The organism is Kitasatospora sp. NPDC040550, from assembly GCF_055594965.1.
This window is the reverse complement of record NZ_JBVIWC010000024.1, coordinates 65351-89533: the sequence shown is the minus strand read 5'-3', so window position 1 is coordinate 89533 and position 24183 is coordinate 65351. Positions and strand designations below refer to the sequence as shown.

The 24183-nt window shown below is 74.1% G+C and carries 20 protein-coding genes; 4 read left to right on the top strand and 16 right to left on the bottom strand.

Going from position 1 to position 24183, the window contains the following annotated elements:
• Positions 1 to 363 precede the first annotated feature (363 nt).
• Positions 364 to 1677, top strand: coding sequence for an alpha/beta fold hydrolase (locus ACZ58X_RS30170; protein WP_470336747.1), 1314 nt, complete (start codon positions 364 to 366; stop codon positions 1675 to 1677).
• A 31-nt stretch (positions 1678 to 1708) separates the two neighbouring features.
• Here ACZ58X_RS30170 and ACZ58X_RS30165 read toward each other — a convergent pair whose 3' ends face one another.
• A complete protein-coding gene (locus ACZ58X_RS30165; RefSeq protein WP_470336746.1) occupies positions 1709 to 3250 on the bottom strand; it encodes a DUF4192 domain-containing protein in 1542 nt (513 codons plus the stop codon).
• 229 nt (positions 3251 to 3479) lie between these two features.
• On the opposite strand from ACZ58X_RS30165, the gene ACZ58X_RS30160 reads away from it, so the two are divergent.
• Positions 3480 to 5675: a RecQ family ATP-dependent DNA helicase gene (locus tag ACZ58X_RS30160; protein WP_470336745.1), complete on the top strand. Its 2196-nt coding sequence runs from the start codon at positions 3480 to 3482 to the stop codon at positions 5673 to 5675.
• Positions 5676 to 6041: 366 nt separating this feature from the next.
• Positions 6042 to 6761: a hypothetical protein gene (locus tag ACZ58X_RS30155; protein ID WP_470336744.1), complete on the top strand. Its 720-nt coding sequence runs from the start codon at positions 6042 to 6044 to the stop codon at positions 6759 to 6761.
• 169 nt (positions 6762 to 6930) lie between these two features.
• Here the strand turns inward: ACZ58X_RS30155 and ACZ58X_RS30150 are convergent, their stop codons facing one another.
• The 3 genes from ACZ58X_RS30150 to ACZ58X_RS30140 form a co-directional block, all read right to left on the bottom strand.
• Complete coding sequence (locus ACZ58X_RS30150) at positions 6931 to 7671, bottom strand: hypothetical protein (RefSeq protein ID WP_470336743.1); 741 nt, start codon at positions 7669 to 7671, stop codon at positions 6931 to 6933.
• 100 nt (positions 7672 to 7771) lie between these two features.
• Positions 7772 to 8470 (bottom strand): ribonuclease HII, encoded by a 699-nt coding sequence (locus ACZ58X_RS30145; protein ID WP_470336742.1) that lies wholly within the window; start codon positions 8468 to 8470, stop codon positions 7772 to 7774.
• Between the two features lie 98 nt (positions 8471 to 8568).
• Positions 8569 to 9327 (bottom strand): TetR/AcrR family transcriptional regulator, encoded by a 759-nt coding sequence (locus ACZ58X_RS30140; protein WP_470336741.1) that lies wholly within the window; start codon positions 9325 to 9327, stop codon positions 8569 to 8571.
• 384 nt (positions 9328 to 9711) lie between these two features.
• Between ACZ58X_RS30140 and ACZ58X_RS30135 the strand changes: the two genes are divergently transcribed.
• On the top strand, positions 9712 to 11163 hold the full coding sequence (locus tag ACZ58X_RS30135; protein ID WP_470336786.1) for an MFS transporter: 1452 nt from the start codon (positions 9712 to 9714) through the stop codon (positions 11161 to 11163).
• Positions 11164 to 11296: 133 nt separating this feature from the next.
• On the opposite strand, the gene ACZ58X_RS30130 is transcribed toward ACZ58X_RS30135, so the two are convergent.
• The 12 genes from ACZ58X_RS30130 to ACZ58X_RS30075 form a co-directional block, all read right to left on the bottom strand.
• A complete protein-coding gene (locus tag ACZ58X_RS30130) occupies positions 11297 to 12970 on the bottom strand; it encodes a DUF4153 domain-containing protein (protein WP_470336740.1) in 1674 nt (557 codons plus the stop codon).
• A 257-nt stretch (positions 12971 to 13227) separates the two neighbouring features.
• Positions 13228 to 14118: a carbohydrate ABC transporter permease gene (locus ACZ58X_RS30125; RefSeq protein WP_470336739.1), complete on the bottom strand. Its 891-nt coding sequence runs from the start codon at positions 14116 to 14118 to the stop codon at positions 13228 to 13230.
• A 50-nt stretch (positions 14119 to 14168) separates the two neighbouring features.
• Positions 14169 to 15191, bottom strand: a complete 1023-nt coding sequence (locus ACZ58X_RS30120; RefSeq protein ID WP_470336738.1) for a carbohydrate ABC transporter permease — start codon at positions 15189 to 15191, stop codon at positions 14169 to 14171.
• 277 nt (positions 15192 to 15468) lie between these two features.
• Positions 15469 to 16854 (bottom strand): ABC transporter substrate-binding protein, encoded by a 1386-nt coding sequence (locus ACZ58X_RS30115; protein WP_470336737.1) that lies wholly within the window; start codon positions 16852 to 16854, stop codon positions 15469 to 15471.
• Positions 16855 to 17188: 334 nt separating this feature from the next.
• Positions 17189 to 18409 carry a cytochrome P450 family protein gene (locus ACZ58X_RS30110; RefSeq protein WP_470336736.1) on the bottom strand — a complete coding sequence of 407 codons (1221 nt, stop codon included), beginning with the start codon at positions 18407 to 18409 and terminating at the stop codon, positions 17189 to 17191.
• A 112-nt stretch (positions 18410 to 18521) separates the two neighbouring features.
• A complete protein-coding gene (locus ACZ58X_RS30105; RefSeq protein WP_470336735.1) occupies positions 18522 to 19760 on the bottom strand; it encodes a cytochrome P450 in 1239 nt (412 codons plus the stop codon).
• Positions 19757 to 20485, bottom strand: a complete 729-nt coding sequence (locus ACZ58X_RS30100; RefSeq protein WP_470336734.1) for a GTP-binding protein — start codon at positions 20483 to 20485, stop codon at positions 19757 to 19759. The genes ACZ58X_RS30105 and ACZ58X_RS30100 overlap by 4 nt, the downstream gene beginning before the upstream one ends.
• On the bottom strand, positions 20466 to 20834 hold the full coding sequence (locus ACZ58X_RS30095; protein ID WP_360237519.1) for a DUF742 domain-containing protein: 369 nt from the start codon (positions 20832 to 20834) through the stop codon (positions 20466 to 20468). Before ACZ58X_RS30095 ends, ACZ58X_RS30100 begins: the two co-directional genes overlap by 20 nt.
• Positions 20831 to 21277 carry a roadblock/LC7 domain-containing protein gene (locus tag ACZ58X_RS30090; protein WP_470336733.1) on the bottom strand — a complete coding sequence of 149 codons (447 nt, stop codon included), beginning with the start codon at positions 21275 to 21277 and terminating at the stop codon, positions 20831 to 20833. Before ACZ58X_RS30090 ends, ACZ58X_RS30095 begins: the two co-directional genes overlap by 4 nt.
• Positions 21274 to 23115, bottom strand: a complete 1842-nt coding sequence (locus tag ACZ58X_RS30085; protein ID WP_470336732.1) for a sensor histidine kinase — start codon at positions 23113 to 23115, stop codon at positions 21274 to 21276. Before ACZ58X_RS30085 ends, ACZ58X_RS30090 begins: the two co-directional genes overlap by 4 nt.
• Positions 23116 to 23376: 261 nt before the next feature.
• On the bottom strand, positions 23377 to 23940 hold the full coding sequence (locus ACZ58X_RS30080) for a Clp protease N-terminal domain-containing protein (RefSeq protein WP_470336731.1): 564 nt from the start codon (positions 23938 to 23940) through the stop codon (positions 23377 to 23379).
• Positions 23941 to 23943: 3 nt separating this feature from the next.
• Positions 23944 to 24180 (bottom strand): RNA polymerase subunit sigma-70, encoded by a 237-nt coding sequence (locus tag ACZ58X_RS30075; RefSeq protein ID WP_350513675.1) that lies wholly within the window; start codon positions 24178 to 24180, stop codon positions 23944 to 23946.
• Between the last annotated feature and the right edge of the window lie 3 nt (positions 24181 to 24183).

The following is a 24183-nucleotide window of genomic DNA, read 5'->3' as shown; positions in this document are numbered from 1 at the left end:
TGCCCGTGCCACCCCGCCCCCGCGCCCCGCGCCCGCCGGACGCAGGCCCCCGGGGGTGAACGCCGCGCACCGCCGCCAGGTCACGCCCGTCGGGGCCGCCGCTGGTCGTGTGCCCGGCCGCCGGACGGTCGCGCCGCCCCCGCGGGCCGTCACCGGAGGCCTTCCCAGGGGCTCGGAGCCGCTCCTGGCCCGAGCCGCGCTCCGGGGCCGGGGCGCTGCCGGCCGGCCGGTCCGGTGGGCGGAGGCGGTCGAACCGGTGCTCGACCGCGGTCAGGATACGGTGCGGGGGTCGCGGCGCCCGTAGCCGGTGACCCCGTGAACCGCGACGCAACCGCTGTGACCAGCAGAGACCGAGGAGTTTGCATGTCCACCGTCAGCCGACTGCCCGGGATTGTCACGACCGACCACGTCTTCCACGTCCCGCTCGACCACGCCTCCCCGGAGGGCGAGCAGATCGAGGTCTACGCCCGCGAGGTGGTGGCCTCCGGCCGCGAGCGGGACGACCTGCCCTGGCTGCTGTTCCTCCAGGGCGGCCCCGGTGGCAAGGCCGCCCGCCCGCTCGGCCGGGACGCCTGGCTGGAGCGCGCCCTGGACGACTACCGGGTGCTGCTGCTCGACCAGCGCGGCACCGGCCGGTCCACCCCCGCGACCCGGCAGACCCTCGCCCGTCGCGGCGGCCCACAGGAGCAGGCGGACTACCTCGCCCACTTCCGCGCGGACGCCATCGTCCGGGACGCCGAGCTGATCCGCCACCGGCTGCTCGGCGCCGACCGGCGCTGGAGCGTGCTCGGCCAGAGCTTCGGCGGCTTCTGCACCCTCACCTACCTCTCCTTCGCTCCCGAAGGCCTGACGGAGGCCTTCATCACCGGTGGCCTCTCCGGCCTCGGCAGTTCGGCGGACGACGTCTACCGCGCCGCCTACCCGCGCGTCGTCCGCAAGAACGAGGACCACTACGCCCGCTTCCCGCAGGACGTCGAGGCCGTCCGGCGGATCGCCGCCCACCTGGCCGACTCCCCCGCCACGCTGCCCGACGGCGGGCTGCTCACCGTCGAGGCGTTCCAGGTGCTCGGGATGATGCTCGGCGGCGGCAGCGGCTCCGGAGCCCTGCACTACCTCCTGGAGGAGGCCTGGGTGGAGGGCCCGGCCGGGGCCGAGCTCTCCGACACCTTCCTGGCCGGTGTCCAGGCCCGGCTCTCCTTCGCCGAGGGCCCGCTGTACGCCGTGCTGCACGAGTCGATCTACGGTCAGCGCTCGGTGGACCAGGGCGGCACCGCCTGGTCGGCGGAGCGGGTCCGCAAGGAGTTCCCCCAGTTCGACGCCCGGGCGGCGCTGGCGGGCGACACTCCGGTGCTGTTCACCGGGGAGATGATCTACCCCTGGATGTTCGACACCGACCCGGCGCTGCGCCCGCTCAAGGAGACCGCGGACCTGCTCGCCGCCCGCACCGACTGGCCCGACCTCTACGACCCGGCGCGGCTGGCCGCCAACACCGTGCCCGTCGTGGCGGCGGTGTACCACGACGACATGTACGTGGACACCGCCGACTCGCTGGAGACCGCCCGGGCGGTGCGCGGCCTGCGGACCTGGATCACCAACGAGTGGGAGCACGACGGCCTGCGGGTGAGCGGCGGCAAGGTGCTCGACCGGCTGATCAAGATGGCGCACGGGGAGGCGTAGCACCCTGCCGACCGGTGGGGCGGCGGGCGGTTCAGTGCGCACGGTGGGCTCCTCTCCCCGCCTGCCGGGCACCGCGGCACCGGTGCAGGCCGGTACCGGACCGGACGGCGGCCGAGGCGCAGGCCCCCGCCCGGCCGAGGCGCACGCCCCGGGTGGGCCGTGCCCCGGCCGCAGGCCCGCAGCCCGGGGCCGGGAGCAGGGCGACCGAGCCCCGGGGTCGACCGGCCGGCCCCGGCTCGCCGGAACGGTCGGGACCGTCCGGGCCCTGATCGTCCGGGGCCGGGGCCGGGGCCGGGGCCGGGGTCGGGGTCGAGGCCGCGGAACCGCCCTTCCGTCGCCCGCCCCGGCGCCGTCGGCGCGCACCGCCCGTCGAGCCGGAGCGCGGCCCGGGCTCGCCGTCCGGGGCACGCTCGGCGCCCGGCGGTGCCCCCGGTCCGTCGACGGCCGCGGGCCCGGAACCGCCCCCGCGCCGCGCGTCCGCCGCGCGCTCCTCGCGCCGCCGCCGCTGTGCCTCGACGGCGGACAGCAGCGCCCCGGGCGTCATCCCGTCGTTCATCGATTCGTACAGCAGCTCGGCCAGTAGGTAGCCCGGCGAGAGCCGCAGGACGTGGCCGAGCACCACCCGGGCGGTGGCCGTGTCCCCCGCGACCCAGGACGCCCAGGCCAGCAGGGTGAGCGGGGCCACCGCGCAGCCCTCGTACGGCGGGACGGCCCGCCGGGCGAGGAAGCGCCAGAGCCGCTCGGCGGGGGCGAGTTCGGCCGGCCGGACGAACTCGACGCCGCGATCCCGGGTGAGGCGGTCCCGCAGGGCGAACAGCAACCGGGCCGCCCGCTCCTCGTCGAGCTCCCGGGCACCGGCCGCGAACTCGGCGAAGGCCTGCTCCAGCAGTTCGAGGCCCTGCTCCCGGGAGACCGCCCCGGCGAGCGGCTCGGCGCGGACCAGCGCCTCGCGCTGCGCGGCGTCCGCCGGTGGACCGGCCGGGGCCAGCGCGCCGACGATCGCCTTCCGGCTGCCGCGCGGCACCAGGCCGGCCACCGTCGCGGCGGCGGCCGCCGGGCCCGGATCGGGCCCGCGCCGCACCGGGTTGCCCGCCGGATCGCAGCAGCCCTCCCGGCGGCAGAGGAAGGACCACCAGCGGCCGTCCGAGACGCACAGCGACTCCTTGACCGCCACTCCCCTGCGCCCGAAGGCCGCGCGCAGCTCGCCGGCCAGCGGCCGCAGTTCGTCCACCGGGGGCGGGGCGTGCGCCGTGACCGGATCCTGGCAGAGGTAGAGCAGCACCTCGAGCGGCCGGCCACCGTGCCGCTCGGAGAGGGCGACCAGCAGGGCGGCCGTCTCCTCGGCCGCCGCCGGCCAGTCCGCGGGCGAGACCGGGAGGTCCGCCCGGATGACCCCGCCCTGATGGAGGTCGGGGCCCTGGAGACCCACCGCGACAATGCTGTCGTCGGGGTAGAACCCCAGGAGGTAGGGCAACAGCTCGGCCATGTCGGCCGGACCGCGCATGACGACGGGCCGCTGCTCGGAAGCCGGGCCCAGGGACAGGGTGACGTGTTCGTTGTTCATCGCGTTCATGGCCGCAAGCGTGGGCGCAATGCGAGAACGACTCCGCCACTTTCTCTTTTCCTGTGGACAACTCGGCCCCCGAATTTTCCTTCGCTCGATCGGAGCACAGAACGGCCACTCCGGAGAGTGAATTTTGGCGGCCGTTCAGCGGATCAGCGGATGAAATACACCCGGCCTTCCCCTCCACCGTCCCACCCGCATTCGCCCCTTGTCGGCGGCATGGGGTTACATCGACGCCATGCAGCAGCCCGACATCCACACCACCGCCACCGCCGACCGCGCCGAGGTCCGGGCGCGGGCCGAGGCCGTCCTGCGCGAGCTGGCCGGCCCCGCCGCCAGCCTGCGCGAGGACCAGTGGACGGCGATCGAGGCCCTCGTGGTCGACCACCGCCGCGCACTGGTCGTCCAACGCACCGGCTGGGGGAAGTCCGCGGTCTACTTCATCTCCACCGCCCTGCTCCGGGCCCGCGGCGCCGGGCCGACGGTGATCGTCTCCCCGCTGCTCGCCCTGATGCGCAACCAGGTCGAGTCGGCGGCCCGGGCCGGGATCCACGCCCGCACCATCAACTCGGCCAACACCGAGGAGTGGGACGAGGTCCAGGCCGAGGTCGCCGCCGGGAAGGTCGACGTCCTGCTGGTCAGCCCCGAGCGGCTGAACAACCCGGACTTCCGCGACCAGGTACTGCCGAAGCTCGCCGCCTCCACCGGCCTGCTGGTGGTCGACGAGGCCCACTGCATCTCCGACTGGGGCCACGACTTCCGCCCGGACTACCGCCGGCTGCGCACCATGCTGGCCGACCTGCCGCCCGGCGTCCCGGTGCTGGCCACCACCGCCACCGCCAACGCCCGGGTCACCGCCGACGTCGCCGAGCAGCTCGGCACCGGCAGCACCGACGAGCACGCCCTGGTGCTGCGCGGCCCGCTCGACCGGGAGAGCCTCACCCTGGGCGTGCTCGCGCTGCCCGACCCGGCGCACCGGCTCGCCTGGCTGGCCGACCACCTCGACCGGCTCCCCGGCTCGGGCATCGTCTACACCCTGACGGTGGCCGCCGCCGAGGAGGTGACGGCCTTCCTGCGCGAGCGCGGCTTCCCGGTGGCCTCCTACTCCGGCCGCACCGAGGACGCCGAGCGCCGCACCGCCGAGGCCGACCTGCTGGCCAACCGGGTCAAGGCGCTGGTCGCCACCTCCGCGCTCGGCATGGGCTTCGACAAGCCAGACCTCGGCTTCGTCGTCCACCTGGGCTCGCCCAGTTCCCCGATCGCCTACTACCAGCAGGTCGGCCGGGCCGGCCGCGGGGTGGACCGGGCCGAGGTGCTGTTGCTGCCCGGGCGCGAGGACGAGGCGATCTGGCGCTACTTCGCCTCGCTCGCCTTCCCGCCGGAGGAGCAGGTGCGGCGCACCATCGACGCGCTCGCCGAGGCCGGCCGCCCGCTCTCCACGGCCGCCCTGGAGCCCCGGGTGGACCTGCGCCGCGCCCGGCTGGAGACCATGCTCAAGGTGCTGGACGTGGACGGCGCCGTCCGCCGGGTCAAGGGCGGCTGGACGGCCACCGGGCAGAGCTGGGCGTACGACGCCGCCCGCTACGCCAAGGTCGCCGCCTCCCGGGAGGCGGAACAGCGGGCGATGCGCGAGTATGCGGCAACCACCGGCTGCCGGATGGAGTTCCTGCGCCGCCAGCTGGACGACGAGCAGGCCGTGCCGTGCGGGCGGTGCGACAACTGCGCGGGGCCGCTGCACACCCCGGAGGTCTCCGCGGAGGCGCTGGCCGCCGCCCGGGCCGCACTCGGCCGCCCGGGCGTGAGCTTCGAACCGCGCCGGCTCTGGCCGACCGGGATGGACGCGCTCGGGGTGCCGTTGAAGGGCCGGATCCCGGCGGGCGAACAGGCGGAGACCGGCCGGGCGCTCGGCCGGCTGTCCGACATCGGCTGGGGCACCCGGCTGCGCACCCTGCTCGCCGACCAGGCGCCGGACGTACCGGTGCCCGGCGAGGCGGTGGACGCCCTGGTGGCGGTGCTGGCCGACTGGGCCCGCGGCCCCGGCGGCTGGGCCGGGCCCGCGACGGCGGAGGGCACCCGGCTGGAGCGGCCGGTCGGCGTGGTGACCATGGCCTCCTCGACCCGCCCTCAGCTGGTCGGCAGCCTCGGCGCGCGGATCGCCGAGGTCGGACGGCTGCCGCTGCTCGGCCGGATCGAGTACGCCGGCGGGCTGCCGCCGCACGGGGCCCGCAGCAACAGCGCGCAGCGGCTGCACTCGCTGGCCGGGTCACTGGTGCTGCCGCCGGAGCTGGAGCAGGCGGTGGCGGCCGCCGGCGGGCCGGTGCTGCTGGTGGACGACCTCGTGGACTCGGGGTGGACGGTCACCGTGGCCGCCCGGCTGCTGCGCCGGGCCGGGGCCGGTGCGGTGCTGCCGCTGGTCCTGGGGGTGCAGGGGTGAGCAGACGGCGGGCGGCCGTCGCTCCCGAGGCCGCCATCACTCGAATGGCCTAACGGAAAGGAGTTGCCAGGGCGATTTCGATCACACCGGAGATCCGACCCGAGAAAGGAGGGCCCAGCGTGCCGACAACGGTTCGACATGCCCTTCGCGTGGAGTGGATCAAGGTCGGGCGTCACCCGAACCCCACTCGGGTCGACGTGGAACATATCCGGCAGAACATGGGCTATCGGGTGGCGTTCATCATTTCATCGTTGCCGCTCCGGCCCCGTTGCCCCGAGAATTGGGAGGTACCCGAAATCCGGTCCGCTGGGCCCGCCCTTCGGCGTACCCAGGCACCCGCCTGCCCACGGGCCAGGAAGGAGGATCGTGATCAACGGTATCGGCCGAGGTCAGCATCCCCTCTCCGGAGGTTCGGCGCCCAGACGGCTGCTGGACCTGGAGACCTGGACCGCCTCGGGGATCCCGTTGCTACGCGATCCGCGCGAGTTCGTCCTGGAACTGCACCAGCGCCACCTGCCCCAGCCGGGCACGGTCGTGGTGGCGGTCCTGGACGCGCTCCACCACCTGGCCGCCTCGGCCTCGTTCACGCCCTGGCCGCACGACACCGACGGCTGGCAGCACCGGAACGCCCTGCTGACGCACCTGCGCCGGGTCACCCCGCACGACCTGCGCCAGCCCGAGCCGACCCGGACGGCCGTGCTGCTGCGCTGCCGCGACGGCGCGCCCGGCTGGACGGAACAGGACGGCGCCTGGATGTGGGCGCTGCGGGACGCGGCCGGGCTGCACGGGCTGCGCTGCGGCTCGTACATCGGGCTCACCGCGACGGGCTGGCAGATCCTCGGCGACGGGCGGGGCGGACGCAATCCGCACGCGGGTTCGTGGGCGGACGGGCCGCTGCACATCGTGACGGAACTGCCGCCGCGGTCGGTGCTCGACGACGCCCCGCGCAGCCAGCGGGCCCGGCAGCAGGCCGCCGAACAGGCCAAGCGGGTCGACACCCCGCAGCGCTCCCCGCAGGCCGAGCCGCCGTGGATCCCAGCGCGGGTCACGACCGTGGAACCGGGCCGTCGCACCGGCACACGCTGACCCGCCCGCACTGACCGGTCCGAGGCGCCGGCCACGGGCCACGGGCTGTACGGACGGACAGCGCGGGCGGACAGTGCGGACAGGCAGTACGGACCGGCAGCGCAGACGGGCCCGGGCCCGGCACCGTACGGCACCGGACCCGGGGTGAGGACGACGGTCGGAGCTTCGGTCAGGCCTTGACCGGACGCCCGGGTGCGGCTGCGGACGCCCCCGTGGCGGCCGGGCCGGCCTCGCCGCACACCAGCAGCAGGCTGTTGGCGCGGCCGAGCGCGTCGGCGTACGCCTCGGCGGCCCGGGCGGGCGAACCGCCGTTGACCACCAGCACGACCACGTCGCGGCGGACCGGCCTGGTCGGCGCCGCGTCCGCGTAGAACACGTCGCCGCCCTCGGCGAGTTGCGCCCAGTAGCGCTCCTCGCCGAAGGACAGCTCGTGCTGCTGCCAGGGGTGGGCGTCGCCGACGGTCAGCACCAGGATCTCGCCCGGGTCGCGGCCCGAGTCCAGGAGCAGGTCGACCGCGTCCTCGGCGCGTTCCAGCGCCTGCGCCGGGGTGGCGGCGATGCGCTGGACCTCGACCTGCGACGTGGCCGGAGCGGCGGCCGGGGCCGGGACGGCGGCCGTGGCCGGAGCGGTGACCGTGGCCGGGGCGGCGGCCGGGCGGCGCGGTGCCGGACCGGGCTTGGGGATCAGGCGCGACGGTCCCGGGCGGTCGGCACGCGGCGGCGCCGGCCGCGGGGGCGCCGGGCGCGGGCCGGGCACCGGGAGCGGCGCGGCGGCGGTGGTGGATGCGGTGGCGGGTGCGCCGCCGGTGGCAGGCGCGTGGAGGGCTTGTGCGTCCGACTCGCGGGGGAAGGGAACGCCGGGGCCCGGGAGGCTCTCGTGAATCTCCGGCTCCTCGGGGAAGACAGGCATACCCGGATATCTATCAAATGCCGGTCGAACGCGCACGGGCGCCCCACCCATTGGGCGGGGAGATCCGTCACCCCCACCCCGGGCAATTCCAGACGGACCGTCAGAAACCGAGCGTCAACTGTTCGTCGGCGGATCCCTGACCGGCACCGACGACGTCGCGACCGCGCTTCAGATGACGCCACTTGGGCAGTGCGTCCAAGTACGCCCAGGAGAGCCGGTGGTGGTCGGTGGGGCCGAACTCCTCCAGCGCGGAACGGTGCACCGGGGACGGATAGCCGGCGTTGTCGGCGAAGCCGTATTCCGGGCAGGTCTCGCCGAGTTCGGCCATCAGCCCGTCACGGTGGACCTTGGCGAGCACCGAGGCGGCGGAGACGCAGATGCAGGACTGGTCGCCCTTGATCACCGTGCGCACCCGCCAGGGGCCGCCGAGGTAGTCGTGCTTGCCGTCCAGGATCACCGCGTCGGGTTCGACCGGCAGCGCCTCCAGCGCGCGGACGGCGGCCAGCCGCAGCGCCGCCGTCATGCCGAGTTCGTCGCACTCCTGCGGCGAGGCGTGACCGAGCGCGTACGCGGTGACCCAGTCGGTGAGCACCGGCGCGAGGGCCTCGCGGCGCAGCTCGGTGAGCAGCTTGGAGTCGGTGAGCCCCTCCGGCGGCTTGCGCAGGCCGGTGACGGCGGCCCCGACGGTGACCGGTCCGGCCCAGGCGCCGCGTCCCACCTCGTCCAGCCCGACCACGACCTTGGCGCCGGCCCGGCGGAGCGAGCGTTCGACGGAGTGCGTCGGCGGGACGATGGGCATCACGGACTCCGTTCGGCAGTGCGGCCCCTTCCGATGGGGCGCTCTCCAGCCTAAGCCCGCTCCAGGAGGCCCCGGACCGGCTACGTCCACTGCGCCCGCTACGTCCGCCGGACCATCGGGACCAGCACGTCGTCCACCAGCCGGACCGCGAAGTCGGGGGCCAGGTCCCGCTCGGCGACCTTCACCTGGAACATCAGCATCGCGGGGACGACGTCGGCGACCAGCGGGGTGACCGCGTCGGGGCGGACGTCACCGCGCTCGACGCCGCGGCGGAGGATGTCCAGGATGGTGTCCTTGGTCGGCCCGATCACCCGCTGCACGATGAAGTCCTTGAACACCTCGGCCTGTTGCTGGGAGAGCTCGGCCATCAGCGCGTGCAGGGCGGCGCCCGCCCGGGAGCAGATCGCGTCCGTGAACAGCCCGATGAGTTGCAGCAATTCGGCCCGGGCGGACCCGAGGTCGGGGATGCCGTAGGGGCGTGGCAGAGTGGCGTCCAGGGCGTCGATGACGAGTTCTTCCTTGGACGCCCAGCGCCGGTAGAGCGCGGCCTTCCCGGTCCGCGCCGCGCCGGCGACGCCTTCCATCGTCAGCCGCGCGAATCCGCCGGAGGTGAGCTGGTCGAGCGCGGCCTCGAAGATCGCGTTCTCCAACTCCTTCCCCCTGCGCCGCACCGGCCGGGCCAGCGCCTCCCGGACGGCCTGCACCGGGCAGCAGCGCTCGGCCCCCTCCCCCGGCGCTCCCGGCACCACCGATACCGCCGGCGCCCCGGGCACCGCCGGGAGCGCGCCGGAGGACAGCGGCACGGCGGAGCCCCCGGACGTCCGGTCCGCCGCCGGGCGCCATGTCAACCGATCCATTGCCACCATCCTTAAGGAACGCTTGCGTTCACTATCGAGCCCAGGCTATCGTCCAGATTAGTGAACGGCATCGTTCCTTCCCAGCCTGCGTCGAAGCGCAGCGGCGCAATCGGGCCGGCGGATCCGCTGCGGCCCCGGACACCCGAAGCACCACCGAGGCACCATCGACGCACCGCAGTTCCCGCGCAGAAGGCGCAGCAAGCGCACCGAGCGCACGCACCACCGCACCCACCCACACCCATCGCACCCACCGCACCGCGCGCGTAGCCAGCAGGGGGCACATTCGTGGCTATCTCCGACACACTCAGCAAGAACCCACCGCCGAAGACCGGCCAGGGCCGGGGGAAGAACATCACCCTGGCCGTCATCGCGGCCACCCAGCTCATGGTGGTGCTCGACGCGACCATCGTGAACATCGCACTGCCGCACATCAAGGACGCGCTGAACTTCTCGACCACCGACCTGTCCTGGGTCATCAACGCCTACACGCTGACCTTCGGCGGGCTGCTGCTGCTCGGCGGCCGGGCCGGCGACATCCTCGGTCGCCGCCGGGTGTTCATCTTCGGCACGCTGCTGTTCGGCCTGGCCTCGCTGCTGGGCGGCTTCGCCCAGGACAGCACGCTGCTGCTGGCCGCCCGCGCGCTCCAGGGCATCGGTGGCGCGATCTGCTCACCCACCGCCTTCGCCCTGATCGCCACCAACTTCGAGGAGGGGCCGGAACGCAACAAGGCGTTCGGCGTCTTCTCGGCGGTGGCCGGTTCGGGGGCCGCGATCGGCCTGCTGGCCGGCGGCCTGCTGACCGAGTACCTGGACTGGCGCTGGGTGTTCTTCGTCAACGTGCCGATCGCCGTGCTGATCGCGATCGCCGCGCCGCGCTACATCGCCGAGTCCGAGCGCCACCCGGGCCGCTTCGACCTGCCCGGCGCCTTCACCTCGACCCTCGGCCTGGTCGGCCTGGTCTACGGCTTCATCCGGGCCGCCTCGGACGGCTGGTCGGACCCCCTGACGCTCGGCTCCTTCGCCGCCGGTATCGTCCTGCTGGCCGCCTTCATCGTGATCGAGCGGCGCACCGACCAGCCGATCACCCCGCTGCACCTGTTCGCCGACCGCAACCGCACCGGCGGCCTGGTGATGATGCTCTGCCTGGCCGCGGCCATGTTCGGCATCTTCTTCTACGTCGTCCTGTTCGTGCAGGGACCGCTCGGGTACAGCCCGCTCAAGGCCGGTGTCTCGTTCCTGCCGATCAGCGTGTCGATCATCATCGCCGCGCAGCTCGCCTCGGCCTTCCAGGCCAAGTACGGCCCGAAGCCGTTCATGGCGGGCGGCGCGCTGCTGGTCACCATCGGCCTCACCTGGCTGACGCAGATCCACAAGGACAGCGGCTACGTGGACGGCGTGCTGGCCCCGACGGTGATCTTCGGCCTCGGCATGGGCCTGATCTTCGTCCCGGTGATGCTGTTGTCGGTCGCGGGCGTCCCCGGCGAGGAGACCGGCGCCGCCTCCGGTCTGCTCAACTCGATGCAGCAGATCGGCGGTTCGCTCGGCCTCTCGATCCTGACGACGGTCTTCGCGCACTACGCCGTGCCCGAGTTCACGGCGCAGCTGCCCGCGTTCATGCACTCGGCCTCGCCGGACCAGCTCGCCTACCTGCAGGAGAAGCACGACTTCCCGCCGGGGTCCGACGCCGCCAACTCGGTGCTCGCCCAGGGGATCTCGCACGGCTTCATCGTCGGCGCGGTGCTCGCCGGGGTCGCGCTGCTGGTCGCGGTCTTCGTCATCAAGGCGAAGGCGAGCGACCTGCCGAGCGGCGACAGCGCCGGCATCGCGATGCACTGATCCGCACCGGCCCCCTGCGGGGCAGCGGAACCGCCAACGGGCCGGCCGGGAGCAGCACGCTCCCGGCCGGCCCGCAGCACTTCCGGAGCCGTACCCAGCCCGGCGCCGGTGGCCGCTACCAGCCCCGCGGCCGCTACCAGCCCCGCTCGGGCGCCAGCCCGGCCCACTCGCAGGCCCCCCGGCCCGACCTCGGCGCCTCCATCAGCGGCCGTTCCGCCAGGACCTGCCGGGCCCCGGCGACCGAGCCGCCGGCCGCGTACCAGGGCCGGGTGTCCTGGTCCAGGTCCCGCCGGACCAGTTGCAGCGCGCAGGACCGCTGCGGCTCGGGCAACCGGTCCAGGGCGGGCACCGCGTCCGCCGAGAGGTCACGGACGTTGCGCAGGTCGATCTGCTCCGACCGCTCGTACCGGGCCACGTTCTGCTCGGCGACGATCGCGTCCGGCCCCATCAGCCCGTACGCCGCGACGGTGAGCATCCCGCTGAGGACGACGGCGCGCGGCAACCAGGCCCCGCCCCGGCGGGTGAGGCCGGCGGCGAGCAGCAGCAGGAACACGGCGCCCAGCCAGATCTCGACCACCAGCACCCACAGCCGCAGCCTGGTGAGCCCGGAGGCGTCCACGTAGAACCACATCCGGCCGAGCGCCGAGGCGACCACGGCCAGCGCGAGCAGGCAGAGCAGTCCGAGCAGGATCCGGGCCAGCCGGCGGTCGCCCGGGGTGGTGCGCGGCGCCCAGCGCTTGGCGACGGCCACCACGACCAGGGTCAGCACGGTGATCACGCTCAGCTGCCAGAAGCCCTGCCGGGCGTACGCGGAGCGGCTCATCCCGGTGTTGGCGAGCACGGCGTCCGCGCCGCCGAGCACCACGACCGCCTGGAGCACCGCGAAGGCGCCGAACAGCAGGTCGAGCGCGACCAGCGGCAGTGCCCATTCCAGCCGGCGCCGTTCGCGGCCCGGGCGGACCTCCAGCCGGTCCCAGCGGCGCGGTCCGGCGGCGATGTGCGCGAAGCCGAGGGCGGTGAGCGTACCGAGCCCGAACAGCGCGCCGCGCCCGGGGAGTTGGTGGACGTCGAAGCTGGGGACCAGGCCGGCCAGAAGGTCCGCCATGGCGGCGTCGGCACCGGCGAACAGCAGGCCGAAGACGGTCAGCAGGACGGCGGCGACCGCGAGCGCCTTGAGCACCGGGACGAGCCGTCCGGCGCCCGGCAGCGGCCGGCCCTCCAGACTGTCCCAGATCCAGCTCACACCCGGGATCAGTTGCCAGACCAGGGCGGGCAGGGCGAGCAGCACCCCGGGCCAGCGGCGCCCGCCGTGCAGGGCGAGCGAGGCCAGTCCCAGCGCGCAGCCGGAGGCGAGAACCGCGGGCCAGCCCGCGTCCCAGCGGGCCGGGACAGCGAGCAGGGCGAGGGCCAGCAGGCTCCAGGCGACCGTCCAGGGCCGGATCCGGCGGCCGGCGGTACGGGCGACCAGGCCGGCGACGACGGCCGTGGCGGTGCCGCAGATCAGCAGGTTGGCGCCGACTCCGTCGTACAGCAGCCAGGCCGTCAGCAGGCCGGCGAGCAGGGCGAGCAGGAGGACCCGGGGGGTGGCGGCCGCGTGCCGCTCGGGGTCGGTGGCGCGCAGCCGGCCGGGCGGCGGGGGCACGGGGGCGTCCGGCGTGCGGTACGGGGCGCCGGGCCGGTACATGTCGAACGGCGAGTCCGGCTCGAACGGCGAGTCCGGCTCGGCCCACGGGCCGTGCTCGGTCCCGGGCTGCGGATCGGCCCCGGGCTGCGGATCGGTCGGGGCAGGCGTGGACGGGCCTGGCATGAGTCCCCCTCGGTGGTCGGCGGGCATGCGGAAGCCGTCCTCCGGGCGGTCCGCGGGGCGGGCGTTCTCGACGCCTCTGCCGCAGCCGACTGTAGACGATTCTGAACAAGTTCAAAAGTTGGTTCTGAACGCGTTCAGAAGAGCTGGAGGCCGCCACCGCGCCACCCACCACAGCCGGAGCCGGAGCCCGAGCCGCAACCGGAGCCTGAGCCACGGCCCGAGCCACAGCCGCAGCCACAGCCACAGCCACAGCCGCCCTACCCCTTGACCGAGCCCGCCAGCAGTCCGCGGACGAAGTACCGCTGCAGACCGAAGAAGACGATCAGCGGCACGATGATCGACAGGAACGCCCCCGCCGTGAGCAGCTCCCAGCGCCCGCCCAGCGACCCGGACAGCTGCGCCAGCCGGACCGTCATCGGCGCCACCTCCGGCGTGCCACCGGCGAAGGTGAGCGCGACCAGCAGGTCGTTCCAGACCCAGAGGAACTGGAAGATCGCGAACGAGGCCAGCGCCGGGGCGCACAGCGGCAGCACGATCGAACGGAAGATCTTGAAGTGCGAGGCGCCGTCCACCACCGCCGCCTCCATCAGGTCGCGCGGCAGCTGGGCGATGAAGTTGTGCAGCAGGAAGACCGCCAGCGGCATCGCGAACATGGTGTGCGCCAGCCAGACCGGCGCGTAGCTGCCCTTGAGGTCCACCGCCGGGATCAGCGTCAGCGCCCCCAGGTGAGCACCGCTGGAGAACAGCCGCAGCAGCGGGATCAGCGCCATCTGGAGCGGCACCACCTGGAGCGCGAACACCGTGAAGAACACCACGTCGCTCCCCCGGAACCGCACCCACGCCAGCGCGTACGCCGCCATCGCCGCGAGCACCAGCGGGAAGAAGGTGGCCGGGATGCTGATCGCCAGCGAGTTCACCAGGAAGGGCATCAGGCCGGTGGAGCTGCCGGAGCCGCCCTCGAACAGCACCGCGTGGTAGTTGCCGAGGCCGAAGTCCGGGTGGAGCAGGGCGTTCCACCAGCCGTCGTTCGTCACGTCCTGCTTGGGGCGCAGCGAGGTCACCAGCAGGCCGAGGGTCGGGACCGTCCAGAGCACCGTCACGGCGATCACGAACAGCGAGGCCAGGGGGCTGCTGAAAGCCTTCCGCACGGGGCTCCCCCCGACCGGACGGCGGCTGACGGCTTTCGCCTCAGGAGTGCTCACCGCACCTCACGCTCCCTCCGCAGCTGGACGATGTTGTAGGCCACCAGCGGCAGCACCGCGAGGAACAGCAGGACCGCGAGGGCGCCGCCGCGTCCGTCGTTGAACTGCGCGAAGGACTGCGAGTACATCTCGTTGGCCAGCACCTGGGTACCGAAGTTGCCCCCGGTCATGGTGCGGACGATGTCGAAGGCCTTCAACGTGATGATCATGACGGTGGTCAGGACGACCATCACCGTGGTGCGGATCATCGGCACGGTGACGTGCCGGAACAGCCGCAACCCGGTCGCACCGTCGAGCCGGGCCGCCTCCACCACCTCGTCCGGGATCGCCTTGATCGCCGCCGAGAGCACCACCATCGCGAAGCCGGTCTGCACCCAGACCATCACCGCCATCAGCAGGAAGGTGTTCAGCGGCTGGCTGAGCAGCCAGTTGGGCGGGTCCGACCAGCCCACCGCGTGGGCGAGCTGGCTCAGCAGGCCGATCTGCGGCTGGTCCTTGCCGCGCGCCTCGTAGACGAACTTGAAGATGATCGAGGCGCCGACCAGCGAGATCGCCATCGGCATGAAGATCAGCGACTTGTAGACCGACTGACCGCGCATCCGGTCCACCAGCAGCGCCAGCACCAGGCCGAGACCGGTCGCCACCAGCGGCGCGACCACCAGCCACAGCAGGGTGTTGAGCAGCACCTTCCGTACCGAGTCGGTGGTGAACGCCCAGCCGAAGTTCTCGCCGCCGACGAAGGTGCTGCCGTCCCCGCTGTGCAGGCTCAGATAGACCGTGCGGATCAGCGGCGCCACCAGGCCGACCGCCAGCAGCAGCACCGCCGGGCCGAGGAGGACCAGGACGGCCAGCGGGCGGGCCAGCCGACCCCGGGCGCGCCCGGCCACCAGGAAGACCACCAGCAGGACGCCGAGGAAGCCCGCGATCGCGCCGAAGCTGTTGCCGAACTTGATCGCCGCGTCGCCCCAGGCGCCGACGGCCAGGGTGCCGGCGGCCGGCGGAGGGCCGGTTACGGGCATGGCTGCACGTCCCTTCGGTTCGTTCAGCGGGAGGGGAATCGGGGTCGGGAAACGGATCAGGGAAGCAGGTCAGGGAGCAGGTGGGGGGAGGAGGGGGGTGAGAGGAGGAGGGGCGGGCGGAGGAGGGGCGGGCGGTGCGGGTGGGTGGCCCCGCACCGCCCTCGGCGGATGGTCCCGGACGCCCGGCCGACCGGGCTGCTTCGGCGGCGCTCCTGGCGGCTACTTCGGTCAGGCCGCGCCTTGGGCGGCTACTTCGACCGGAGGGCGCCTTGGGCGGTTACTTCGGCCAGGCGGCGTCGATGTCGGCGGCGACCTTCTGAATCGACTGCCCCTCGGCGAACCAGGCGGTCAGCGACTTCCACTCCTGCCCGGAGCCGACGGCCGCCGGCATCATGTCGGAGGCGTCGAAGCGGAAGGTGGCGCTCGGGTCGGTCAGCGCCTCCGCGGAGAGCTTGTCGATCGGATCCGTGTACAGGGACTTGTCCACGCCCTGGTTGGCCGAGACCCAGCCGGTCGCGGTCTTCACCCGGCTGCTCGCCCAGTCCGAACTGGACAGGTAGTTCTGCACCGCCTGCGCCTCGGGCTTGCTGGAGAAGGCGGCCAGGAACTCGCCGCCGCCCTCGACCGGGTTGGCGATCGCCGGGTTGACGGCGGGCAGGTGGAAGGCGAAGACGTCGCCGTCCGGGGCGACCTTGGTGCCCTTGGGCCACTGCGCCTCGTAGAAGGAGGCCTGCTGGAGCATCGCGCACTTGCCGGTGAGGATCGGCGCGCCCGCGTCCTGGAAGGTGGTGGTGGCGACCGACTTGACGTCGCCGTAACCGCCGTTGACCCAGGCCGGGTTGAGCATCCAGTCGGCAACCGTCCGCATCGCCGTGGCGATCTTCTCGTCGGAGAACTTCACCTGGTGGCCGACCCACTGGTCGTAGACCTCACCGCCGTACGTGCCCAGCACCACCTCCTCCAGCCAGTCGGTGGCCGGCCAGCCGGTGGCCGTGCCGGAGGCGATGCCCCCGCACCAGGGCTTGGGGCCGCCCGCCTTGGCGATCCGGTCGCTGAGCGCCATGAGGTCCGCCCAGGTCTTCGGCACCTCGTAACCGGCGGTCTTGAAGGCCTTCGGCGAGTACCAGACCAGGGACTTCATGTTGGCGCTCATCGGCGCCGCGTAGAAGGTGCCGTCGACCGAGCCGTAGGTCTTCCAGACCGGGCTCCACTTGTCCTGGTTGGCGACGGTCTGGGCGGGTGGCTTGACCACCTTGCCGCTCTTCACCATCTGCGCCAGCAGGCCCGGCTGGGGGATGATCGCGAAGTCCGGGGCGTTGCCGCCGGCCACCCGGACCGGCAGCTGGGACTCGAAGTCGTTGGACCCCTCGTAGCTGATCTTGATCCCGGTGCACGAACTGAACTCGGCCCAGGACTTCTCCAGGTTGTCCGACTCCGGGCTGAGGATCGAGGCGAACATCGTCACCGTGGTGCCCGAATGCCCGGCGTACGGCTGGTACTTGGCGCAGTCACCGGTCAGCGTCCGGGCCGCCCCGTCGCCGCCGCCCGAACCGCCGGAGCTGTTCGAGCAGGCCGCGGTCAGGGCCAATGCCGCCAGCAGGGCGGGTACGGCCACCGTTCGACGGCGCGAACTCGCGGACGGCGCAGTCGGGTTGAGGGTCAATGCGGTCCTCCTCGCCAGGGCATGCTGCCTCGGGTGGGCTGAACGACATTGCGCTGTACCGGAGATGGGTGTGCAGGGATCGCTGGGCGAGCGGGCGGCCGAACCGATTCGACGACGTTAACGCAGCCTTCCGCCGCCGCCAAGGTCCATGGTCGACCTTCCCCCACACCGGTGCCCCGATCATCAGGTCCGAAACCGGCGACCGCCCCCGGCGGGCCGGCCGGCCCGCCCGGCGAAAGCCCGTGGCCCCGCCCGGCGAACACCCGTGGCCCCGCCCGGATTCCGGACGGGGCAACTGGCCTGGCGGTGCGTCAGCCGATGCCGGTCAGGCCGATCACCGGAGTCGGACGGGCAGCTCCAGCAGGCTGTTCACCACCAGCGACGGGCTCGGCCGCAGCTCGCCGTCCGGAACCGCCAGTGACAGCCCGGGGAAGCGCTCGAACAGCGCCGGCAGTGCGACCGCCGCCTCCAGCCGGGCCAGCGGCGAGCCCGGGCAGACGTGCGGACCGTGGCCGAAGGACAGGTGCCGGGTCGGGTCCCGGGTGATGTCGAACAGCTCCGCCGTCACCCCGTGCTGCAGCGGGTCCCGGCCGATCGCGTTGTACGAGACCAGCACCGGGTCGCCCGCCGGGATCACCAGCTCACCGACCTCGATCGGCTCGGCGGCGAACCGGAACAGGAAGTTGCTGGTCGGCGGGGTCCAGCGGAGCGACTCCTCGACCACCGCGTCCCAGGAGACCTCGCCCGCGCGCACCAGCGCCAGTTGGTCCGGGTGCGTCAGCAGCGCCCGCACCGCGTTGCCGATCAGGTTGACGGTGGTCTCGTGACCGGCCGCGATGATCACTCGCAGGGTCGCCGCCGCCTCCGCGTCGGTGAGTGCCCCGCCCTCGGTGTCCGCCGCCAGCAGCACGCTCGCCAGGTCCTCGCCCGGCGCCGAACGGCGCTGCGCCACCAGGCCGTTGACGAAGGCGTTCAGCCCGGCGACGGTCGCCTGGATGCCCTCCGGGTCGGGCTTGACCCCGAAGAACCGCTCGTACAGGTCGCGCAGCAGGCCGTGGTCCGACTCCGGGACGCCCAGCAGCGAGCAGATCACCGTCATCGGCAGCGGGAAGGCGAAGGCCGACTTGAGGTCGACCAGCGGCTCCCCGGCCGCCAGGGCGTCCAGCAGCGCGTGGGTGATCTCCTCCACCCGCGGGCGCATCAGCTCGACCCGGCGCGGGGTGAAGGCCTGGGCGACCAGCGCCCGCAGCCGGCGGTGCTCGGCACCGTCCGTGGTCACCATGCTCGGGCCCGGCACCGCCAGGCCGATCAGCGGCCAGGTCTTCGGCACCTCACCGCGCTGGTAGGCCGCCCAGTGCCGGGCGTCCTTGACCAACCGGGCGTCGGTCAGCAGGTCGCGCGCGGCCGCGTGCCGGGTCACCGCCCAGGCGGCGACCCCGCCGGGCAGCACGACCGGCACCGCCGGACCGGCGGCCCACAGCAGGGCCCCCTCGGCGGCGTTGTCGCGGGCCAACGGGTCGAGGGCGATCGGGGCCGGGGCCGGGGCAGCGGTCATCGGCGGCAACTCTCCTTGACGTAACGGGTCTTCGAACGGTTGTGCACGTCCTGTGGATCCTGACCGGCCCGACCAAGATCCGCAAGACCTCGCGAAAGCGGTCCTACACGGCCTAGTACCCCGGGCTGAACGAGACCGGCAGCGCGACCAGCCCGCGCACCCAGGCCGAGGGTCGCCACACCAGCGCGTGCTCGGCCACCGCCAACCGCAGGTCCGGCAGCCGGTCCAGCAGCACCTCGATCGCGGTGGTGGCGATCACCTCGGCCGCCTCCTGGGCCGGGAACGGGCAGCCGTGCTCGCCGTACGAGTAGCTCATGTGCGCCCGGTTCCCCTCCGCCGGACGGCCGTCGGCCTGGCGCACCGACGGGTCCGCGTTGGCTCCGGCGAAACCCAGCAGCAGCATGTCGCCCTCGGCGATCCGCTGGCCGCCGAGCTGGGTGTCCCGCACCGCCCAGCGCCCGGCGAAGATCTGGGTCGGGGTGTCCTCCCAGAGCGCCTCGTTGAGCGCCTGGCTGATGCTGCGCCGACCGCCGGCCAGCGAGGCCGCGAAACGCTCGTCGGTGAGCATCAGCCGCAGCGCGTTGGAGATCCAGTACGAACTGGGCTGGTGACCGGCGATCAGCAGCACCCGTAGGTCGCGCATCACCTCGTCGTGGGTCAGCCCCGCCGGGTGCTCCAGCATCCGCGAGGCCACGTCGGCCCCCGGGTGCTCGGACTTCTCCTCCACCAGCGCGAGCATCAGCTCCAGCAGCCGCTGGGCGCCGGCCGGGGCGTCCGCACCGCCGTCCAGCATGGCCAGCAGCGCCGCGATGAGCTGCGGCGCCTGCTCCTCGTCCAGGCCGAGCACCCGGCACAGCACCAGCAGCGGCATCCGGTGCGCGTACTCGGCGACCAGGTCGGCCTCGCCGCGCCCGGCGAACTCGTCGATCAGCCCGTCGGCGATCTCCTCGGCGTGCTTGCGCAGCTCGTACGGGTCGATCCCGGCCAGCGCGTCGGTGACCGCCCGGGACCGCCGGACGTGCTCCTCGCCCTCCGCGTACAGGATCGACGGCACCGGGGCCATCATCGGCTTCAACGGCCAGTCCGCGGGCAGCGTCTGCCACGCGTGCCAGCGGCTGGAGTCCCGGCCGAACAACTGCGGCTGACCGGTGACCTGCTGGAGCTCCCGGTAGCCGATGACCAGCCAGGCGGGCACGCCGCCGGCCAGCTCGACCGGGGCGACCGGGCCGTGCGCGGCGCGCAGCTCGCGGTAGAGCTGGGCCGGGTCGGTCTGGAAGCGCGGCCCGTACAGCGGCGTGGCGCCGGCGTGCGCCGGGCAGCCCGGGGGCGGGGTGACGGCGGGCTCGGTCACGGGGTGCTCTCCTCGTAGATCGCGTCGGGTGCTCCGGGGACGGTCGGCTCACCCGGCTCGTCGGGCCCGGGGGCCGCATCGGGCCCGACCGCCGTGCCGGGTTCGGCCAGCGCGGCCGGGTCGGCCCCGGCGAGGGCGGCCAGGTGGTGGACCAGCGCGATCAGCACCCGCTTGCCGGACTCCCGGTCGCGGGCGTCGCAGTCCACCAGCGGGACCTCCGGCGGCAGGTCCAACGCCTCCCGGACCTGCTCCAGGGTGTGGCCGGGCTCGCCGAAGTTGTTGCGGGCCACGACGAACGGCGTGCCGTGGTGCTCCAGCCGGTCGATCGCGTACCAGGAGTCCTCCAGCCGCCGGGTGTCCACCAGCACGACCGCCCCCAGCGCACCGCTGAACAGCCGGTCCCAGAGGAACCAGAAGCGCTCCTGCCCGGGCGCGCCGAACAGGTACAGCACCTGGCGCTCCGACAGGGTGATCCGGCCGAAGTCGAAGGCGACGGTGGTGGAGCGCTTGCCCCAGCTGCCCGCCGGGTCGATGCCCTCCCCCGCCCGGGTCATCACCTCCTCGGTGTTCAGCGGGCGGATCTCGCTGACCGAGCCGACCAGGGTGGTCTTGCCCACCCCGAACCCGCCGACCACGACGATCTTCAACGCGTTGTCGGCGGTCGCCCGCAGCGGGGTGCGCGCCGCGGGCCGGAGGTCCTGGAGGTCAGAGCCGTTGGAGGCCATGCAGCACCTGCTTCAACGTGTCGAGATCGGGCAGCCGGGCCTTGTTCGGCGCGAACCGGGGGTGCCGGGCGGTGACCGCCCCGGCCTCCAGCAGGTCGCCGAGCAGGATCTTCACCACCGAGACGGGCAGCGACAGTTCCGCCGCCACCTCCACCACGGCGGTCGGGGCCTCGCACATCCGCAGGATCCGGACGTGCTCCGACTGCATCCCCGGCGCCGGCTGCCGCTCCGCGACGATCAGGGTGACCAGGTCGAAGGCGACCGAAGGGGCGCGGCTGCGGCCCCCGGTGATGGTGTAGAGGCGGTCCGGGTCGTCGTCCCGGCCCGGCAGCACCGGCCCGGCGTTCATATCCCGGCGCTCTCGCCCGCGGCGGCCGCGCCGGACTCCGCGTCCGCCTCCCGGGCGGGCGCGCTGAGGTGGACGCCGATCTGCTCGATCAGGCCGTGCATGTTGTGGCCGACCACGCCCACGTCCGCCTCGTCGTCCGTGACCACCGCGAGGTGCGCGCCCTCGCCGGCCGCCACGATGCACAGGATGCCGCCGTGGAACTCGGTCATCGACTGCCGCACGCCGCCGCTGCCGTCCCCGAACTCGATCGAGGCGCCGTGCGCCAGGCTCTGCAGCCCGGAGGCGATCGCCGACAGCTGGTCGGCCTGGTCGGCGCTCAGCCCGGCGGTGTGGCAGAGCTTGAGGCCGTCGGCGGACAGCACCAGGGCGTGCCGGGAGCCGGGGGTTGCCGCCAGCAGGTTTTCCAACAGCCAGTCGAGGTCGCGGTCGGTGGCGCTGCTCATCGGGAGTCCTTCTCGGTGACGGGGGTAGCGTCGGGCGTGGTCTCGGGGTCCGCGGTCGGCGCCGTCCCGGGGGCGGGCAGCGCCGGCTGGGCGGCCCTACGGAAGGCCCCGAACCGGGCGGCGGCGCGCGCCGCGTCGGTCCGTACGGGCTTGGCGGCCGGGGCCGCCGCCGGGGTGGTGGTGGCCAGCGTCTGCCCGCGACGGCGCTGCGGCAGGCCGCTGTCGGTCATCCGGGTCGGCCCGGACGGCGTCTGAGCGGGAGCGGGAGCGGCAGCTGCCGGGACCGCGTGGGCCGGGACGGCAGGTACCGGGACGGCTGCCGCGGCCGGCCCGGCCAACCGGGGCGAGGCGGCCGGCCCGGCCAACCGGGGCGCGGCGGTCGGCCCGGCGGGCTGGGGCGAGGCGGGCGGCAGCGAGGCGGGCGCCGGGCGGGCGGGGGTGAGCGCGGGGCGCACGGACTCCACGGCCGGCGCGGACGCCGACGCCGAGGCCGGCACGGACGCGGCCGCCGGGGCGGGCGCCGGAACCGGGTGGGTGACCACCTGCTGCGGGATCAGCATCACCACCCCGGTGCCGCCGCGGGCCGACGGCCGGAAGGAGATCTGCAGCCCGTGCTTGCGCGCCAGCACGCCGACCACCGCGAGGCCGAGCCGGGTGCCGGCGGACAGCGTGGCGAGGTCCAGCGGCTCGGCGGAGACGGCGCGTTCGGCCCGGCGCAGCCAACTGTCGCTCAGGCCCAGCCCGCTGTCCTCGACGGTCACCGCCAGGCCGGCCGGCACCTCCTCGACGTAGACGTGCACCTCGGCCGGCGGGGCGGAGAAGTTGGTGGCGTTGTCCAGCAGTTCGGCCAGCGCGTGCATCACGCCCTCGGCCGCGTAGCCGGCCACCGCGGCGGTGCTGGCGTTGTGCAGCCGCACCCGCTGGTAGGCGCCGATCCGGCCGAGCGCACCGCGCAGCACCGATTCCACCGCGATCGGCTTGGCCCAGCGGCGGCCGGAGCGGGCACCGGTGAGCACCGCGATGCTGTCCGCCATCCGGCCCGCCTGGGCGGTCGAGTGGTCCAGCCGCAGCAGGTCGCCGAGGACCTCCTCGTCGTGCCGGTGCTGCATCTCGCGCAGTTCGGCGTGCATGCTCGTGGCCAGCGCCTGGACCCGGCCGGCGGCGGTCGCGCAGACCGCGAGCGCGGCGGCCCGCAGCCGCTCGCCGCGGCCGACCTCCTCGCCGACCGCGCGCAGCAGCGCGTACTGGGGGTGCTGGCGGTGGGCGGCCAGCGCGCTGTCCACGGACGCGCCCCCGCGCAGCTTCTTCACCACCTCGGGCAGTGCGCCCTCGGGGATCCGCTCCAGTTCGGCCCGCTCGGCGGCGGCCCGCTCCCGCTCCGCGTCGGCCGCGGCCCGCTCGGCCTCCAGCTCGGCCCCCAGCCGGGCCAGCTCGGCGTGCGCGGCGGTGAGGTCCGCCTCGACCCGGGCGTGCTCGGCGCGGGCGGCGTCCCGTTCGGCGAACGCGGCGGCGGCCCGGTCCTGGGCGGCCGTCTCGGCCTGTCGGGCGGTGCCGGCGGCGACCAGCGCGGCCCGGGTCTCCTCGTGCTGGGCGGCCAGGTCCCCGGTCAGCCGGCGGGCGCGCTCGGCGCCGCTCGCGGCCAGGCCGACCACGATCAGCCAGAGCACCGCCACGGCGGCCACCGCGAGCGCGGTGAGCGGTTGGTGCGCGCCCAGGGCCCGGCCGATGCCGACCGGCGCGGCGACCAGCGCCAGCAGCACGGCGGCCGCGGTCAGGGCGACGGTGCGCGGCGCGGAGCGGCGGCGCGGCCGACCGTCGGGGCTGGTGGCTTCTCTCATCGGGGCGGTCCTCGGCAACGTCGGCGGGCGGCGGCGCGGGCGGCGGGTCGGCGACGGTTGCGGCCGCCGACAGCTGGTCGGGCGCATACCAGACCGCCCGGTGGCGTCGTGAAACGCCTCCGGGCGGCTGATCGGTTCACGCTTTCGGCCGATCATATCGATTCAGACATTGCCCTCAACCCGCTAGTTGACGGTCAATCTCCTTCATTCACACCGAGGACACCGCACGGCGACACCTTCCACCCCTTCCAGGCACCGCGCTCAGACCAGTTCGGCCTCCACCGCCCGCCGGACGGCCGCCGTGTCCAGCCCGTGGTCGGCGACGACCAGCACCCCGAGCCCCTCCCCCTCGCGGAGCACCCCGAGCAGTAGGTGCGCCACCCCGATCTCCTTCGACTTCAACCGCAGCGCCTCCCGCAACGACAGCTCCAGCGCCTTCTTCGCCGGGCGCGAGAACGGGATGTGCCCGGTCGCGGAACCCCCGGAGCGGAACCGGCCCCAGCGCTTGCGCCCCTCCTCCGGCGGGGCGTCCAGCGCCCCCTCCCCGAAAGCCGCCTCGACCGCCTCCCGCACCGCGTCCAGGTCGACCCCGATCGTGGCCAGCACCTGTCGGTCCCCCTTCCCCCGCAGGCGGCGCACCGCCTGCCGCACCGCCTCCTGGTCCAGCCCGGCCTCCGCCAGCACGGCGATGGCCGGGTCCTCCGGCCGGTCCAGGACCCCCAGCAGGAGGTGCTCCGTCCCGACCCGGTCGTCCCGCAGCTGCCTCGCCTCCTCCTGGGCGATGACCACGGCCCGCCGGGCCCCCTGGGTGAACCGTTCGAACATCGCTCAGCCTCCGTCCTCGCCCTTGCCGGGCCCCCGTCGTGCGTGCTTCTTGTGCACCGCCTGCCTGGTCACCCCGAGGCAGACCGCGATGTCCTGCCAGGACCAGCCCTGCGACCGGGCGTTGCCCACCTGGAGGGCCTCCAGACGGTCCGCCAGATCACGCAGGGCGCGGACCGCCCGGAGCCCCACGGCGGGGTCGCGACTGCTCGCGGCGGCCGCGAGCTCTCCACTCTCGCTCATGAC